The organism is Streptomyces sp. NPDC005494, assembly GCF_042872025.1.
Classification (GTDB): domain Bacteria; phylum Actinomycetota; class Actinomycetes; order Streptomycetales; family Streptomycetaceae; genus Streptomyces.
In genome coordinates, this window is record NZ_JBIAJR010000015.1 from 93,839 (window position 1) to 108,527 (window position 14,689).

At 71.1% G+C, this 14,689-nt stretch carries 16 protein-coding genes; 3 read left to right on the forward strand and 13 right to left on the reverse strand.

Going from position 1 to position 14,689, the window contains the following annotated elements:
* Positions 1-77: 77 nt before the first annotated feature.
* The 8 genes from rnc to ACFYQ6_RS32745 all read right to left on the reverse strand — a co-directional run bounded on the left by rnc (position 78) and on the right by ACFYQ6_RS32745 (position 8,169).
* Positions 78-902, reverse strand: a complete 825-nt coding sequence (rnc, locus tag ACFYQ6_RS32710; protein ID WP_361583554.1) for a ribonuclease III — start codon at positions 900-902, stop codon at positions 78-80.
* A 19-nt stretch (positions 903-921) separates the two neighbouring features.
* Complete coding sequence (gene rpmF / locus ACFYQ6_RS32715; RefSeq protein ID WP_003965982.1) at positions 922-1,095, reverse strand: 50S ribosomal protein L32; 174 nt, start codon at positions 1,093-1,095, stop codon at positions 922-924.
* 2 nt (positions 1,096-1,097) lie between these two features.
* Positions 1,098-1,763, reverse strand: a complete 666-nt coding sequence (locus tag ACFYQ6_RS32720; protein WP_361583551.1) for a DUF177 domain-containing protein — start codon at positions 1,761-1,763, stop codon at positions 1,098-1,100.
* Between the two features lie 135 nt (positions 1,764-1,898).
* On the reverse strand, positions 1,899-3,020 hold the full coding sequence (locus tag ACFYQ6_RS32725; protein WP_388766467.1) for a cell division initiation protein: 1,122 nt from the start codon (positions 3,018-3,020) through the stop codon (positions 1,899-1,901).
* Positions 3,021-3,117: 97 nt separating this feature from the next.
* On the reverse strand, positions 3,118-3,597 hold the full coding sequence (gene coaD / locus ACFYQ6_RS32730) for a pantetheine-phosphate adenylyltransferase (RefSeq protein WP_361583745.1): 480 nt from the start codon (positions 3,595-3,597) through the stop codon (positions 3,118-3,120).
* Positions 3,598-3,623: 26 nt separating this feature from the next.
* The gene (gene rsmD, locus ACFYQ6_RS32735; RefSeq protein ID WP_388766469.1) at positions 3,624-4,208 is read right to left on the reverse strand and encodes a 16S rRNA (guanine(966)-N(2))-methyltransferase RsmD; all 585 of its coding nucleotides are present in this window, start codon (positions 4,206-4,208) and stop codon (positions 3,624-3,626) included.
* Positions 4,209-4,295: 87 nt separating this feature from the next.
* A complete protein-coding gene (gene recG / locus ACFYQ6_RS32740; RefSeq protein ID WP_388766471.1) occupies positions 4,296-6,500 on the reverse strand; it encodes an ATP-dependent DNA helicase RecG in 2,205 nt (734 codons plus the stop codon).
* Between the two features lie 49 nt (positions 6,501-6,549).
* The gene (locus ACFYQ6_RS32745) at positions 6,550-8,169 is read right to left on the reverse strand and encodes a DAK2 domain-containing protein (RefSeq protein WP_361583539.1); all 1,620 of its coding nucleotides are present in this window, start codon (positions 8,167-8,169) and stop codon (positions 6,550-6,552) included.
* Between the two features lie 256 nt (positions 8,170-8,425).
* On the opposite strand from ACFYQ6_RS32745, the gene rpmB reads away from it, so the two are divergent.
* On the forward strand, positions 8,426-8,611 hold the full coding sequence (rpmB, locus tag ACFYQ6_RS32750; protein WP_003965989.1) for a 50S ribosomal protein L28: 186 nt from the start codon (positions 8,426-8,428) through the stop codon (positions 8,609-8,611).
* A gap of 89 nt (positions 8,612-8,700) precedes the next feature.
* Here the strand turns inward: rpmB and thiD are convergent, their stop codons facing one another.
* Together thiD and ACFYQ6_RS32760 are read right to left on the reverse strand one after the other, a co-directional pair.
* On the reverse strand, positions 8,701-9,510 hold the full coding sequence (gene thiD / locus ACFYQ6_RS32755; RefSeq protein ID WP_361583536.1) for a bifunctional hydroxymethylpyrimidine kinase/phosphomethylpyrimidine kinase: 810 nt from the start codon (positions 9,508-9,510) through the stop codon (positions 8,701-8,703).
* Between the two features lie 67 nt (positions 9,511-9,577).
* Positions 9,578-10,546 (reverse strand): thiamine-phosphate kinase, encoded by a 969-nt coding sequence (locus ACFYQ6_RS32760; protein WP_361583534.1) that lies wholly within the window; start codon positions 10,544-10,546, stop codon positions 9,578-9,580.
* Positions 10,547-10,866: 320 nt separating this feature from the next.
* Between ACFYQ6_RS32760 and ACFYQ6_RS32765 the strand changes: the two genes are divergently transcribed.
* Together ACFYQ6_RS32765 and ACFYQ6_RS32770 are read left to right on the forward strand one after the other, a co-directional pair.
* The gene (locus ACFYQ6_RS32765; protein ID WP_056791028.1) at positions 10,867-11,100 is read left to right on the forward strand and encodes an Lrp/AsnC family transcriptional regulator; all 234 of its coding nucleotides are present in this window, start codon (positions 10,867-10,869) and stop codon (positions 11,098-11,100) included.
* A 20-nt stretch (positions 11,101-11,120) separates the two neighbouring features.
* The gene (locus ACFYQ6_RS32770; protein ID WP_361583531.1) at positions 11,121-11,606 is read left to right on the forward strand and encodes a DUF3515 domain-containing protein; all 486 of its coding nucleotides are present in this window, start codon (positions 11,121-11,123) and stop codon (positions 11,604-11,606) included.
* A gap of 25 nt (positions 11,607-11,631) precedes the next feature.
* On the opposite strand, the gene ACFYQ6_RS32775 is transcribed toward ACFYQ6_RS32770, so the two are convergent.
* From ACFYQ6_RS32775 to ACFYQ6_RS32785, 3 genes are read right to left on the reverse strand one after another with little or no spacing between them, the layout of a single operon-like run.
* Entirely contained in the window at positions 11,632-12,822 is a 1,191-nt protein-coding gene (locus ACFYQ6_RS32775; protein ID WP_388766475.1) for a D-alanine--D-alanine ligase family protein, read from the reverse strand.
* A gap of 34 nt (positions 12,823-12,856) precedes the next feature.
* Positions 12,857-13,867 carry an NAD(P)H-dependent glycerol-3-phosphate dehydrogenase gene (locus ACFYQ6_RS32780; RefSeq protein ID WP_361583525.1) on the reverse strand — a complete coding sequence of 337 codons (1,011 nt, stop codon included), beginning with the start codon at positions 13,865-13,867 and terminating at the stop codon, positions 12,857-12,859.
* A complete protein-coding gene (locus tag ACFYQ6_RS32785; protein ID WP_361583522.1) occupies positions 13,864-14,616 on the reverse strand; it encodes a lysophospholipid acyltransferase family protein in 753 nt (250 codons plus the stop codon). Before ACFYQ6_RS32785 ends, ACFYQ6_RS32780 begins: the two co-directional genes overlap by 4 nt.
* Between the last annotated feature and the right edge of the window lie 73 nt (positions 14,617-14,689).

The following is a 14,689-nucleotide window of genomic DNA, read 5'->3' on the forward strand; positions in this document are numbered from 1 at the left end:
CGGGCTCTCCTTCGGGAAGGTGGCAGGACAGCGAGAACCCCCCGGTGCACCAGGGCACCGAGGGGTTCTCCCTTGGTTCAGGCCGGAGCGGCGTCCGAGTGCGGCGACGGGGCGGCAGGGGTGTCGGCGACCCCTCCGCCGGCAGCGGACTCGGCCGCCGCCTCCCGCGCTTCCGCGGCGGCGCTGATCTCGCGCCAGGCGGACTCCGCCGCCTGCTGCTCCGCTTCCTTCTTGCTACGGCCGGTGCCGGTGCCGTACGAGACACCACCGACGCGAGCAGCAGCAGTAAAGGTCTTCTCGTGGTCGGGGCCGGTCTCCGTGACGAGGTACTCGGGGACTCCGAGGCTCTCGCTCGCGGTGAGCTCCTGGAGACTGGTCTTCCAGTCCAGGCCGGCTCCGAGGTTGGAGGACCTGTCGATCAGCGGGTCGAAGAGCCGGTGGACCAGCTCCGAGGCCGCGCTGAGGCCCTGGTCGAGATAGACGGCGCCGATCACCGCTTCCAGTGTGTCGGCGAGGATGGAAGCCTTGTCCCGGCCACCCGTGCCCTCTTCACCGCGGCCGAGCCGGATGAAGGAACCGAGTTCGAGGCCGCGGCCCACTTCCGCAAGCGCACGTGAGTTGACCACCGCGGCCCGCAACTTGGCCAGCTGGCCTTCGGGCAGGTCGGGGTGGGTGCGGTACAGCGTGTCCGTGACCACCAGGCCGAGCACCGAGTCCCCGAGGAACTCGAGCCGCTCGTTGGTGGGCAGACCGCCGTTCTCGTACGCGTACGAGCGGTGGGTCAGCGCACGCACCAGAAGGGCGGACTCGAGGTGATACCCGAGCCGCCCTTCCAGAAGCGTGTGGGACGAGGCTGTGTTGATGTTGTCTGCCTGCTTCTTGGCGCTGGACAACTCAGACATCGGGCCTCTCACCAGCCGCTCAGACCTCGAGGACCTGGCGCTTGTTGTAGGTGCCGCAGCTCGGGCACGCAATGTGCTGGAGCTTCGGCTCCTGGCAACGCTCGCACGAAACCAGGGTGGGGACCGCAGCCTTCCACTGCGACCGGCGGTGGCGCGTGTTGCTGCGCGACATCTTCCGCTTCGGAACAGCCACGGCTACTTCTCCTGCTTCTCGTCGACGCCAGGTTCGGCGCCGCCCATGTTGTCCTTCTCGCCGTCCTGAACGGTCTCGGCGAGTCCTTGCAGTGCCGCCCAACGGATGTCGGCGACGTCGTGGTGGTGGTCGGGATTCTCGTCCAGCCTGATTCCGCACTCGGAACACAGACCGGCACAGGTCTCCTTGCACACCGGCTGCAGCGGCAGTGCGAGCACCACCGCGTCACGCAGCACAGGCTCGAGGTCGAACGAGTCGTCCTCGAGAAAGAACCTGTCCTCGTCGTCCTCGGCGTCGTCGACCGGGTCCGCGGTCCTGCTGCGGTTCCGGTCATCGGCGTCAGGGTACGAGAACATTTCCTGGAAGTCCGCCTCGACCTCGAGGGTCAGCGGCTCCAGACACCTTACGCACTCCCCCTCGGCCGTCGCACGGGCGGTGCCTGTGACGAGCACCCCTTCCATGACCGATTCGAGGCGGAGGTCCAGCGCCAGGGGCGCGTTCTCCGGAACTCCGACGACCCCGTCGATGCCGAGGTCCTTCGGTGCTTCCGCCGTGCGGGTCAGCCGCTTCTGGGTACCCGGACGCCGGCCCAGCTCGCGCGTATCGAACACGAGAGGGCTGCGGTGGTCGAGGTGGCCGTTCAGGGCTTCTCCTGCTTTCGAGATCATGTACGTGGTGCGGCTTCGGGTGGGCCGCCTCCGTCCGGAAGGAGGAGGGCAGCCGGGATCGCGGACATACGCGCGACCGAAGAGCCAGGATACTGGACGTACCGCCCAGCTCCCAATCCGGTCGGGCCCCTCCGGTCAGCGGCCCTGTTCGTAGCGGCGCAGCTGCTCCAGGTCGATCATGCTCGTGTCGAAGAGGCTGGTCTCGTCGAGCGCGCTCTCCCCCTGCTGCGCGGGCGCCTGGGCCTGCTGCGGCCAGCCGTAGTCCTGCTGCTGGTTCGGGTCGTAGGCCTGCTGCTGATAGGCGGCGTACGGGTCCGTCTGCTGCGGGTAGGCGGCGTAGGGGTCGGCCTGGCCCTGCTGCTGGTCCTGGTAGCCGTACGTCTGCGCGTACTCCTGCTCGGGCTGGACCTGGGCGGGGAAGGCGTTCTGCGTGGGGTCCTGGTAGCCGGCCACCGGCGCGTAGTCCGGCTGTACGGGCTCCGCGTAGGAGTGCGGCTGGGGGCTCTGCACCGGCTCGGGGGTGGCGAGCTCCGCCAGGCCCGCCCAGTGGTCCTCGTCACTCGTGTGCGGCCGGCCGGCCGCGGCGTCCTGCGCCGCCATGTGCGCGCCGAGCTCGTCGGTGGCCACCCGGCCGTGCAGCTTCTGCCGCCCCCGGCCGACGGCCTCCAGCGTCTTGGCGAGCACGGCCTCGAAGGCGCCGAGCTTGGTGTCCACGTAGTCGTCGGCCCGCCTGCGCAGCGTCTCGGGGTCGGCGCTGCGCTCGGGCGCCTCGGCGAAGTCGGGGTCCTCGTAGCCCTGCTCGTCGAGGCCCGCCCCACGGCCCAGGAGCTTCTCCCGGCCGCGGTCGACAGAGCCGATGGTCTTGGTGAGGACGACCTCGAAGTTGGCGAGCTTGCTGTCGACGTACTCGTCGGCCTCGGCGCGGACCTCGTCGGCCTCCCTGCGGGCCTCGGACAGGATCCGGTCGGCCTCGGCCTGGGAGCGCTGGGCGATCTCCGTGCCGGAGATCAGCGAGCCGCGCTCGGCGCGGGCGGACTCGATGATCCGCTCGGCCTCCTGCCTGGCCTGCTCCACGAGTTGCTCACGGCCGCCGATGAGCTCCTCGGCGTGGGCGAGCGAGCCGGGGAGCGCGTCGCGCACCTCTTCGAGCATCGCGAGCAGCTCGGCGCGGTTGACCACGCAGGACGCCGACATGGGCATGGAGCGGGCGTTCCCGACCGTTTCGACGATCTCGTCGAGCTTCTTCTGCACGTCCACCGTGTGCTCGCCACTCTCTGCTGCTGTTGGAGACGGACGGGACGACTGTAAGGCCAGTCGCCTCCCGTCCGACACCTGGTGACGGTCGGTCAGCGCATCACTTCTCGCCGAGACGCTTCACGAGTGCCTCGTGGACGGCCGGCGGAAGCAGGTGCGCCACGTCGCCACCCCAGGTGGCGACCTCCTTGACCAGGGAGGACGACAGGAAGCTGTACGTCGGGTTCGTCGGCACGAAGAGCGTCTCGACCCCGGAGAGACCGTTGTTCATCTGGGCCATCTGCAGCTCGTAGTCGAAGTCGCTGACGGCCCGCAGACCCTTCACGATCGCCGGGATGTCGCGCTGCTTGCAGAAGTCGACGAGCAGGCCGTGGAAGGACTCGACCTGCACGTTGCCGAAGTCCGCCGTCACCTCGCGGATCAGCTCGATCCGCTCGTCGACCGTGAACAGGCCCTTCTTGGACTGGTTGATCATCACGGCGACGTGCACGACGTCGTACAGCTTCGAGGCTCGTCCGATGATGTCGAGATGTCCGTTGGTGATGGGGTCGAACGACCCCGGACAGACGGCGCGGCGCAACGTGGTTCCCTCGCTCTCCGGTGCGGTCATCGTGCGTCTTCGCACGTAGAGGCGGCGCGACCGTACCAAAACGTGGCTTCGCCGTAACGACGCGCCCGCAGTGGCTCGAATCCTTCGGGCCAGTTGAATTCCCCGCCTCTGGTGCTCCGTTCCACCGTGACGAGAGCGTCGCCCGTGAGCCACCCCTGAGCACGGAGTGTGAGCAGGATCTCCCGAAGATCGTCGTCGGTGACGGCGTAGGGCGGATCGAGGAAGACCACGTCGTACGGGGCGGAGGGTGCCGGTCCCGTCACGGTCTGCTCGGCTTTGCCCGCCCGGAATTCCGCACCGGGCAGACCGAGGGTCCGGATGTTGTCGCGGACGGTGCGCGCGGCTGTGGCGTCGGCCTCCACGAGCAGCGCGTGGGCCGCTCCGCGCGAGAGCGCCTCCAGGCCCACGGCGCCGGATCCGGCGTACAGATCGGCGACACGGATGCCGTCGAGCGTGCCCAGCAGCGCCTGCCAGGTGGAGAACAGGCCCTCGCGCGCACGGTCGGAGGTGGGGCGGGTGCCGGTGCCGGGCGGGACGGCCAGGCGGCGTCCGCCGGCCGAGCCGGCGATCACGCGGGTCATGGGTGTCGGTCCTCGGGTCGCGGGCGGCACGCAGGACGGGACGCGTGCCGTGCTCCCACGATATGGCGTCGGCGCGGATCCGCCCGGTCACCCCTTGTCGAGGTACTCCTCGCGGTCCTTGTCGAGCAGTGCGTCGAGGGCGATGCGCAGCTCCGGCAGCGTCTCCAGGGAGGGGTCGGCGGCGACGACGCGCACGGCTTCCTCGCGGGCCGCCGCGATGACCTCCTCGTCGTCGATGACGCTGAGCACCCGCAGCGAGGAGCGGACGCCGGACTGGGCCTGGCCGAGGACGTCGCCCTCGCGCCGCTGTTCGAGGTCGATGCGGGAGAGCTCGAAGCCGTCGAGTGTGGCGGCGACCGCGGAGAGCCGGGCGCGGGCGGGGCTCGCCTCGTGGGCCTCGCTGACCAGCAGGCAGAGTCCGGGGGCGCTGCCGCGGCCGACACGGCCCCTGAGCTGGTGCAGCTGGGAGACGCCGAAGCGGTCCGCGTCCATGATCACCATCGCGGTGGCGTTCGGGACGTTCACCCCGACCTCGATCACGGTGGTGGCGACCAGGACGTCCACCTGTCCGGCCGCGAACCGGCGCATGACGTCGTCCTTGTCGTCGGGCTGCATCCTGCCGTGCAGGATCTCGATGCGCAGACCGGCGAGCGGGCCCTTCGCGAGCTGCTCGGCGATGTCCGTGACGGCGAGCGGGGGCCGCTTCTCGGCGTCCTCGCCGGCGGCGGGCTTGCCCTTCTTCGCCGCGGCCTCGTCGGCGTCGTCGCCGATGCGGGGGCAGACGACGTACGCCTGGTGGCCGTTCTCCACCTCTTCGCGGACGCGTTCCCAGGCGCGGCTGAGGAAGTGGGGCTTGTCCTTGGCCGGCACGACATGGCTGGCGATCGGCGAGCGGCCGGCCGGGAGCTGGTCCAGTACGGAGGTCTCCAGGTCGCCGAAGACGGTCATCGCGACCGTGCGGGGGATGGGGGTGGCCGTCATGACCAGCAGGTGGGGCGGTTGCTTCCCCTTGGAACGCAGGGCGTCGCGCTGTTCCACGCCGAAGCGGTGCTGCTCGTCGACGACGACGAGGCCGAGGTCGTGGAACTTCACCTTGTCCTCGATCAGCGCGTGGGTGCCGATGACGATCCCCGCCTCGCCGGTGACGAGGTCGAGCAGGGCCTGCCGGCGGGCCGCGGTGCCCATCGAACCGGTGAGCAGCACGACCTTCGTCCCCTTGTCGGAGCCGCCGAGCATCCCTCCTTCGGCGAGTTCGCCCATCATCTCGGTGACCGACCGGTGGTGCTGCTGGGCCAGCACCTCGGTGGGCGCGAGCATCGCCGCCTGGCCGCCCGCGTCGACGACCCTGAGCATGGCCCGCAGGGCGACGAGCGTCTTGCCTGATCCGACCTCCCCCTGGAGCAGCCGGTGCATGGGGTGTTCCGTGGCCAGGGCGTCGAAGATCTCTCCGGTGACCTTCTGCTGGCCCTCGGTGAGGGTGAAGGGGAGGGTGGCGTCGAAGGCGTCGAGCACCCCTGCGGACACGGGCTTCCTGGCCACCGCCGGAAGCTGGGTGTCGGCGTAGCGGCGGCGGGCGAGGGCGACCTGGAGGACGAAGGCCTCGTCCCAGCGCAGCCGGTCCCGCGCGGCCGCGATGTCCGCCTTGGTCTGCGGGCGGTGGATCCTGAGCAGCGCCTCGGGCAGGGGGACGAATCCGCGCCCCTCGCGCAGCGCCGGGGGCAACGGGTCCACCGCCTCCGGGGCGCTGGGCAGGACCGTGTCGACGGCCTTGGCGATCCGCCAGGAGTCGAGCTGCTTGCAGGCGGGGTAGATCGGCAGCAGCCGGCCCGCGAACGCGTCCACGGCCTCGGTCGCCTCACCCTCGTCGTGGGCGTCGAGGAGCTGGTAGGTGGGGTGGGCGAGCTGCATCTTCCGGTTGAAGACGGAGACCTTGCCCGCGAACATCGCCCTGCGGCCGGGCAGGAGCTCCTTGTGGGGCTTGTGGACGCCGTGCCCGAAGAAGACCAGCTGGAGTCTGCCGCTCCCGTCGGTGAGGGTGACCTCGAGCCGCTTGCCCCGGCCGTTGTTGAACATCACGACCCGCGCGTCGGCCACCTGCGCGACGACCGTCACGTGCTCGTCCAGCGGCAGCTCGGTGAGCGCGGTGAGGCGGCCCCGCTCCTCGTAGCGCCTCGGGTAGTGGTGCAGCAGATCCCCGACCGTGTGCAGGTCGAGGTGTTCGGCCATCACCTTCGCGGTGGCTCCGCCGAGCAGCTTCTTGAGGGGTTCATCGAAAGCGGACACGCGCTCCATTGCACACCACGCCACTGACAGATGTCGCCGGGCGCAGCGGCGCGCGGTGTCACTCCACGCCGATCAGCAGGGGTGCCGCCTGGCGGCCGCCCCGGTAGACGACCGTGTCGACGGCGAGGTAGCCCTCCCGGACGTGCTCGCCGAGTTCCTCGGCCAGGGAGTCCGGCACGTCCTCGCCGAGGATCAGGGTGACGAGTTCGCCGCCGGCCGAGAGCATCCGGTCGAGGACCGTGCGTGCCGTGCCGGGGACGTCCTCACCGATGACGGCGACGTCGCCGTCGATCAGGCCGAGGATGTCGCCGGCCTGGCAGATGCCGGCCATGGTCCACGACCGGTGCTCGGCGACGGCCAGTTCGGCGTACCGGGTGGCGCCGGCCGCCGAGGTCATGGCGACGACGTCCTCGTCGAAGCTGCGTCCGGGTTCGTGGACGGCGAGGGCGGCGATGCCCTGGACGGCGGCGCGGGTGGGGACCAGGGCGACGCGGACGCCTTCGGCCCTGGCCTGTTCGGCGGCCGCCGCGGCGGTGTGGCGCAGCTGCGCGTCGTTGGGCAGCAGGACGACCTCGCGGGCGTGGGCCCGGCGGATCGCGTCCACCAGCTCGCCGCTCGCGGGGGGTTCGCCGGGACGGGCCAGCACGGTGGTCGCCCCGGCCTCGACGCACAGCTGGGAGAGCCCGTCGCCGGGGACCACGGCGACGACGGCGCGCTGGACGGGATCGCGGTCGGCCCTGATCCGGTCGGCTGCGAAGTGCGTGATCCTGATGCGGTACGGCCGGCCCGCCTCGACCCCCGCCTCGACGGCCGCTCCGGCGTCGTCGACGTGGACGTGGACGTTCCACAGGCCGTCCCCGCCGACCACGACCAGGGATTCGCCCAGGGCGTCGAGCCTGCTCCGCAGGCGGTCGACCGCGTCGTCGGGGGCTTCCAGGAGGTAGATGACCTCGAAGGCCGGGCCGCCGTCCGGGTCCGCCTCCGCGCAGTCACCGGTCAGGGGCGGGACCTCGGGGGCGGGCGGTACCGCGCGCTCCCCGCGCCGTCCGCCGGCCGCTTCCAGCAGCGCCCCGAGCACGGCCACCAGGCCCTGCCCGCCGGCGTCCACGACTCCGGCCCGTCCGAGGACGGCGAGCTGGCCGGGGGTCCGGGCGAGAGCCTGGCGCGCCCCCTCGTACGCCGCGTCGAGCACGTCCGTGAGGCCGGCGCCGGCGGTGGCACCGGCCGCTGTCGCGGCGGCGGTGGCGACGGTCAGCACCGTGCCCTCGACGGGGTGTGCGACGGCCAGCCGGGCCGCCGCGGCGGCCTCCTTCAGGGCGGCGCGCACATGATCCGCGTCACCCGACTCGGCCAGCACCCCCGCCATGCCGCGCAGCAGCTGGGCCAGGATGGTGCCGGAGTTCCCGCGGGCACCGATCAGCGCCCCGTGCGCCATGGCACGTACGGCGTCCGCGGTGGCGGGGACGGTGGCGCCGGTCTCGTGGGCGGCGAAGACCGCCTCAACCGCCGCCGCCGCGGATTCCACGGTCAGGTACAGGTTGGTGCCGGTGTCCCCGTCGGCGACGGGGTAGACGTTGATGGCGTCGATAGCCGCACGCTCCCGGCCGAGGGCCTCCAGGGCCAGTGAGCACCAGGTGCGCACCGCGACGGCGTCGAGATCGTCGGGGGACTGCGGCACCGTTGGTCCTCCTTGGGCGGCCGTGGGGGGCTGGCTGCACCGCAGAGTAGCCCTCGTCCCCAGGCCGGGCGGGCAGAGGTGCGGGACGGAGTGCTCGGGGAGCCGTGGTAGTTTCGTATCTCCGACGCAGCCGTTGTATGCTGCTCCGGTTGCCCGACGAGAGTCGGGCCAATCCCTCCGGTACCGCCACTTCAGTAAAATGATTCCGGCGCGCCGGAATTCACTGTAAGTGCATCTGAAGTCTTTGGAGTGACCCGTGGCTGCCAACTGCGACGTTTGCGGCAAGGGGCCGAGCTTCGGCAACAGCATTTCGCACTCGCACCGCCGTACGTCCCGTCGCTGGAATCCCAACATCCAGCGCGTGCGTGCCGTGGTCGGTCGGACGCCGAAGCGGCTCAACGTCTGCACCTCGTGCATCAAGGCCGGCAAGGTCGCGCGCTGACGTCCCCGTCGTAGCGCAGCCTTCCGGTTGCCCAAAAAGCCGGTCCACCTCGGTGGACCGGCTTTTTGCTGTGCTCCGGCGGCCCCGCCTCACCGGGCGGTGTGTGTCCGCCAGCCGTGGTCGACCGGGCCGATCCCGGCACCCAGCGCGAAGCCGCCCCTGATCGCGCCGGTGACGTACTCCTTCGCGCCCCTCACGGCGGTCGGCACGTCCTGGCCCCGGGCCAGTCCGCAGGCGATGGCGGAGGCGAGGGTGCAGCCGGTGCCGTGGGTGTGCCGGTTGTCGAGCCTCGGTGCGCGCAGCCAGTGCTCCTCGCTGCCGTCCGTCAGCAGGTCCACGGCCTCGCCGGGCAGGTGACCGCCTTTGATCACCACCCAGCGCGGGCCGTACGCGAGGATCTGCGCGGCGGCCCGCCGCATTCCGGCCTCGTCGGTGACGGTGGTGCCGGTGAGCTGTGCCACCTCGTCGAGGTTCGGGGTGGCGACCGTGGCGACGGGCAGCAGGCGTGTGCGTACGGAGTCGAGTGCCTCGGAGGCCAGCAGCGGGTCCCCGTGCTTGGAGACGCCTACGGGGTCGACGACCACGGGGGCGTCCGTCTCCGCGAGGAGTTCCGCGACGGTCTCGACGAGTGCGGCCGAGGACAGCATGCCGGTCTTCACCGCCTGTACGCCGATGTCGTCGACGACGCTGCGGTACTGGGCGCGTACGGCCTCCGCCGGCAGCTCCCAGGCCCCCTGCACACCCAGGGAGTTCTGGGCGGTCACCGCGGTCAGCACGCTCATGCCGTGGGTGCCGAGGGCCAGCATCGTCTTCAGGTCCGCCTGGATGCCCGCACCGCCGCCGGAGTCTGATCCGGCGACGGTGAGGACACGGGGCGGTATCGGGGCAGGTGCGGTCATGCCCCGGAATCTACTAGGGCGTGCTGGGGAAGCAGCGCCGGGCGGGCGGGACTTCCCGTGCACGCCTTTAAGCGTCCTCGATGGATCCGAAATGGTCCCAGCCGCCCTTGCTCGTCCAGGGCGCCCCGTCGACGGTGACCTGGGGCAGCGCCGAGGGGTTGAGGACCTCTCCGATGACCTTCCAGCGGGCGGGGAGCTTCACGTCGGCGGGGAAGGTCGCCACGATCGCGTGGTCCTCTCCCCCGGTGAGCACCCACTGCAGCGGGTCGACGCCGACGGCCTGCCCGATGTCGGACATCTGCGAGGGGATGTCGATGAGCCCGGACCGCAGGTCGATGCGGACCTTGCTGGCCTCCGCGATGTGCCCGAGGTCGGCGACGAGGCCGTCGCTGACGTCGGTCATGGCGGTGGCGCCCAGGCCGGCCGCCGCCGGGCCCGCGTGGTACGGCGGTTCGGGGCGCCGGTGGGCCTCGACGAAGGCGCGGGGCGAACGGAACCCCCGGGAGAGCACGGCGAATCCGGCCGCGGACCAGCCGAGCCATCCGGTGACGGCCACCACGTCGCCGGGCCGGGCACCGGCCCGGGTGACGGGCTCGTGGTTGCGCAGGTCGCCGAGCGCGGTGATCGAGACGGTGATGGTGTCGCCGCCGACGACGTCGCCGCCGACGACGGCCGCCCCGGCGACCTGGCACTCGTCGCGCAGGCCGTCCATCAGCTCGCCGGCCCAGGTGACCGGCAGGTCGGCCGGGACGACGAGGCCGAGGAGCAGCGCGGTGGGCACGGCGCCCATGGCCGCGATGTCGGCGAGATTCTGGGCGGCGGCCTTACGCCCGACGTCGTACGCTGTCGACCAGTCGCGGCGGAAGTGCCGCCCTTCCAGCAGGATGTCCGTACTGGCCACGACCCTGCGGTCGGGAGCGGCGACGACCGCGGCGTCGTCGCCGGGTCCCAGCCGTACCGCCGGAGTGGTGGTGAGCCGGGACGTGAGCTCTCTGATGAGCCCGAACTCCCCCAACTCGCCCACGGTTCCCTTCACCGAGTCTCACCTCTCATCTATCGCACCGGACACCTGTCCGGGCTGCTTCGGCGGCCGGAGACCCGGACCGTGGGCGAGGGGCCCACGAGGGGCCGTGGCCCCGGGACGTGCAGGCATCACCGTCCCCCTTCCGCCTCGGTGGGCTTGCGGTCGCGAGCCCCACCTGCTGTCGGTACCGTCAAGAGATACGTCAACTTCCGTGGTGCACGCGCCACGCTGTGGACGTCGACCGGCCCGTAGGTCTCCCCGCGGCCCGGGGCAACGCGATAACGTGGCGTCCCTTTCCCCCACATGATCCTCGTGGCCGCCCTGGAGGTTCCGTGGTACAGGCGTACATCCTTATCCAGACCGAGGTGGGCAAGGCGTCGATCGTCGCCGAGACCATCGCCAAGCTTCCGGGAGTGATCCAGGCAGAGGACGTCACAGGCCCCTACGACGTGATCGTGCGCGCGCAGGCCGACACGGTGGACGCGCTCGGCCGCATGGTGGTCGCCAAGGTCCAGCAGGTGGACGGCATCACGCGTACCCTGACCTGCCCGGTCGTCCACCTCTGACCCCTGTCTACGCTGGTCCGGTGACTCACACCCGTCGCCGGTCCCCCAGATCCCGCGTTCTCGCTCCGTCCGCCGCCCTGTTCGTCCTGACGGCGGCGGGCTGTTCCTCCGGCGCACAGCCCTCGGTGACGGTGCCCACGCCGTCGTCGGAGGCCGCCGGGTACTGCGAGGCACTGCACGAGGAGCTGCCCCGGACCGTCGCCGGTCTGGAGCGGAGTGATCCCTCACCGGCTTCGGACCTGACCGCCGGCTGGGGGGACGGGGCGATCGTACTGCGCTGCGGTGTCCCCCGCCCCGCACGGATGGATGATTCCCAGGCCAAGGGTGTGGACGCGGACGGCGTCAACTGGCTGCTGGAGCAGCGCGATGACGCCGGTCCGCGGTTCACGACCACGTACCGCAAGGCGTATGTCGAGGTGACGCTCGGGACGCAGTACGCCCATGACATCACCCCTCTGTCGGCGTTCGCCGTACCCGTGAAGAAGACGGTCCCCGACAGTCTGTGACTCCGCCGGGGCGGGAGGACCGGCGTCAGCGCAGGCCCGTGGGGCGGTTCAGCGCGGACGTGATCAGCCGGTCCACCAGCTCCGGGTAGTCCACCCCGCTCGCCTGCCACATGCGCGGGTACATCGAGATCGGCGTGAAGCCCGGCATGGTGTTGATCTCGTTGATGACGAAGGTGCCGTCCTCGGTGAGGAAGAAGTCGGCGCGCACCAGCCCCTCGCAGGCGGCGGCCTCGAAGGCGTCGACGGCGAGGCGCTGGACCTCGGCGGTCTGCTCGTCGGTGAGCGGCGCGGGCACGAGACCTGCGGCCGAGTCGATGTACTTGGCCTCGAAGTCGTAGAAGTCGTGCGCGGTCACGGGCGGGATCTCGGCGGGCACGCTGGCGCGCGGCCCGTCCTCGAACTCCAGCACGCCGCACTCGATCTCCCGGCCGCGCAGCAGGGACTCCACGAGGAACTTGGGGTCGTGCCGCCGGGCCTCCTCGATCGCCTCGTCGAGTCCCGCCGGGTCGTCGACCTTCGTGATGCCCATGGAGGAGCCGCCCCTGGCCGGCTTCACGAAGAGCGGCCAGCCGTGCTCGGCGGCGAACTCCATGATGCGCTTGCGGGCGGCGGGGCGGTCCGACTCCCACTCGCGGGGCCGTACGACCTCGTACGGGCCGACCGGAAGGCCGAAGGAGATGAACACCCGCTTCATGTACTCCTTGTCCTGGCCGACGGCCGAGGACAGGACACCCGAGCCGACGTACGGCACGCCGGAGAGCTCCAGGAGCCCCTGGAGCGTGCCGTCCTCGCCGTAGGGGCCGTGGAGCATCGGGAAGACGACGTCGACCTGTCCGAGGACCGTGGGCACGGCACCGGGCTCCCCCACGACGACGTCGCGGTTGCCGGGGTCGACGGAGAGCGTCACGGACCCGCGCACGGCGCCGGACCCGGCCAGTTGCTCCACGTCCGGCACCTGCCGGTCGGTGATGGCCATGCGGGCCGGATCGTCGGACGTGAGGGCCCAACGTCCGTCCCTGGTGATGCCGATCGGCAGGACGTCGTACTTCGTCCGGTCGATGGCGCTCATGATGGCGCCGGCCGTGACGACCGAGATGCCGTGTTCGGAGCTGCGGCCACCGAACACGACGGCCACGCGCGGCTTGCGGCCCTGCGCGGAGCTCTGCTCGGAGCTCAGGGGGCTCTCAGGGCTCTGGGGGAGGTTCTGGCTGCTCATATCGCGATGAGCGTACCTGCTGGTAGGGCTCGAGTCAGCGCCGCTCGGGCTTGGCGCTGCGCGACATCAGCTCCTTGACCGCGACCACCGGCGACTTGCCCTCGTGGACGATCCCGACGACCGTCTCGGTGATGGGCATGTCGACGCCGTACCTGCGCGCCAGATCGAGCACCGATTCGCAGGACTTGACGCCCTCGGCGGTCTGGCTCGTCACGGCGACCGTCTCCTGGAGCGTCATCCCGCGTCCGAGGTTGGTGCCGAAGGTGTGGTTGCGCGACAGCGGCGAGGAGCACGTGGCCACCAGGTCGCCCAGCCCGGCCAGTCCGGAGAAGGTGAGCGGGTCCGCGCCCATCGCGAGTCCCAGGCGGGTGGTCTCGGCGAGCCCGCGGGTGATGAGCGACCCCTTGGCGTTGTCGCCGAGGCCCATCCCGTCGGCGATGCCCACGGCGAGGCCGATGACGTTCTTCACCGCGCCGCCGAGCTCGCAGCCGACGACGTCCGTGTTGGTGTACGGACGGAAGTACGGGGTGTGGCAGGCGGCCTGGAGGCGCTGGGCGACGCTCTCGTCCGAACAGGCGACGACGGCCGCGGCGGGGCGGCGTTCGGCGATCTCCTTGGCGAGGTTGGGGCCGGTGACGACGGCGATGCGGTCCGCCGGGACCGCCGTGACGTCCTCGACGACCTCGCTCATCCGCTTGGCCGTGCCGAGTTCGACGCCCTTCATGAGGGAGACCAGGACCGTCTTCGACTCCAGGTGCGGGGTCCAGTCGGCGAGGTTGGCGCGGAGCGTCTGGGAGGGCACGACCAGGACGGCGAAGTCGGCGCCACGCAGCGCCTCGGCCGCGTCGGTGGTGGCCCTGATCGAGGCGGGGAGCTCAATTCCCGGCAGGTAGTCGGGGTTGGTACGCGTCCGGTTGACGGCCTCGGCGACCTCGGCGCGGCGCCCCCAGAGGGTGACCTCGCAGCCGGCGTCGGCGAGGATCATGCCGAAGGCCGTACCCCATGATCCGGTTCCGAAGACGGCAGCCTTGGCGGGGTGCGTCACGTGGATCCCTTTCCCTCTGCCTTGCGCCGCTGTTCAGCACGGGCCTTGCGGTGATCGTAGAGCTCGGCCGGGGCCTTCTCGCCGCGCACCTCCTCCAGCTGGGCGGTGACCGCGGCCATGATGGCCTCGGTGGCCTGGCGCAGGACGTCGGGGGTCGGTTCGAGGCCGTAGTAGCGGGAGAGGTCGACCGGCGGTCCCGCCTGCACCCGCAGGGTCTTGCGGGGGAACAGCTGGAGCTTGTTCTCCTTGGCGTACGGCGGCATCGCGAGGTTGGCGCCCCACTGCGCGACGGGGATGACGGGGGCCTTGGTCATCAGCGCGACGCGGGCCGCGCCGGTCTTGCCCGCCATCGGCCACATGTCGGGGTCCCGGGTGAGCGTGCCCTCGGGGTAGAAGGCGACGCACTCGCCCCGCTCGATGGCGTCGACCGCGGCGCGGAAGGCGTCGAGAGCGTTGGTCGACTCGCGGTAGACGGGGATCTGCCCGGTGCCGCGCAGGATCATCCCGACGAACGGGGTCCTGAACAGCCCTGCCTTGGCGAGCAGCCTCGGCACGCGGCCGGTGTTGTACTGGAAATGCCCGTAGGACAGCGGGTCCAGATACGAGTTGTGATTCACCGCCGTGATGAATCCGCCCTCGGCCGGAATGTGTTCCATTCCCCGCCAGTCGCGCTTGAACAGAACCACCAGCGGCGGTTTTGCGATGACCGCAGCCAGGCGGTACCAGAAGCCGATTCTGGGGCGGGACACTCGGACGCCTTCCTCTAGGGACTGACCTGCTGCGGGGACGGCGGCACTGCTGTGCCCGGCCGGGGTCCCTGCT

What these genes read in the sequence shown, in the direction of transcription:
- rnc (WP_361583554.1), bottom strand. Translation starts at nt 902, where the DNA reads ATGTCTGAGTTGTCCAGCGCCAAGAAGCAGGCAGACAACATCAACACA.
- ACFYQ6_RS32720 (WP_361583551.1), bottom strand. Translation starts at nt 1,763, where the DNA reads ATGATCTCGAAAGCAGGAGAAGCCCTGAACGGCCACCTCGACCACCGC.
- rsmD (WP_388766469.1), bottom strand. Translation starts at nt 4,208, where the DNA reads ATGACCCGCGTGATCGCCGGCTCGGCCGGCGGACGCCGCCTGGCCGTC.
- recG (WP_388766471.1), bottom strand. Translation starts at nt 6,500, where the DNA reads ATGGAGCGCGTGTCCGCTTTCGATGAACCCCTCAAGAAGCTGCTCGGC.
- thiD (WP_361583536.1), bottom strand. Translation starts at nt 9,510, where the DNA reads ATGACCGCACCTGCCCCGATACCGCCCCGTGTCCTCACCGTCGCCGGA.
- ACFYQ6_RS32775 (WP_388766475.1), bottom strand. Translation starts at nt 12,822, where the DNA reads ATGAGCAGCCAGAACCTCCCCCAGAGCCCTGAGAGCCCCCTGAGCTCC.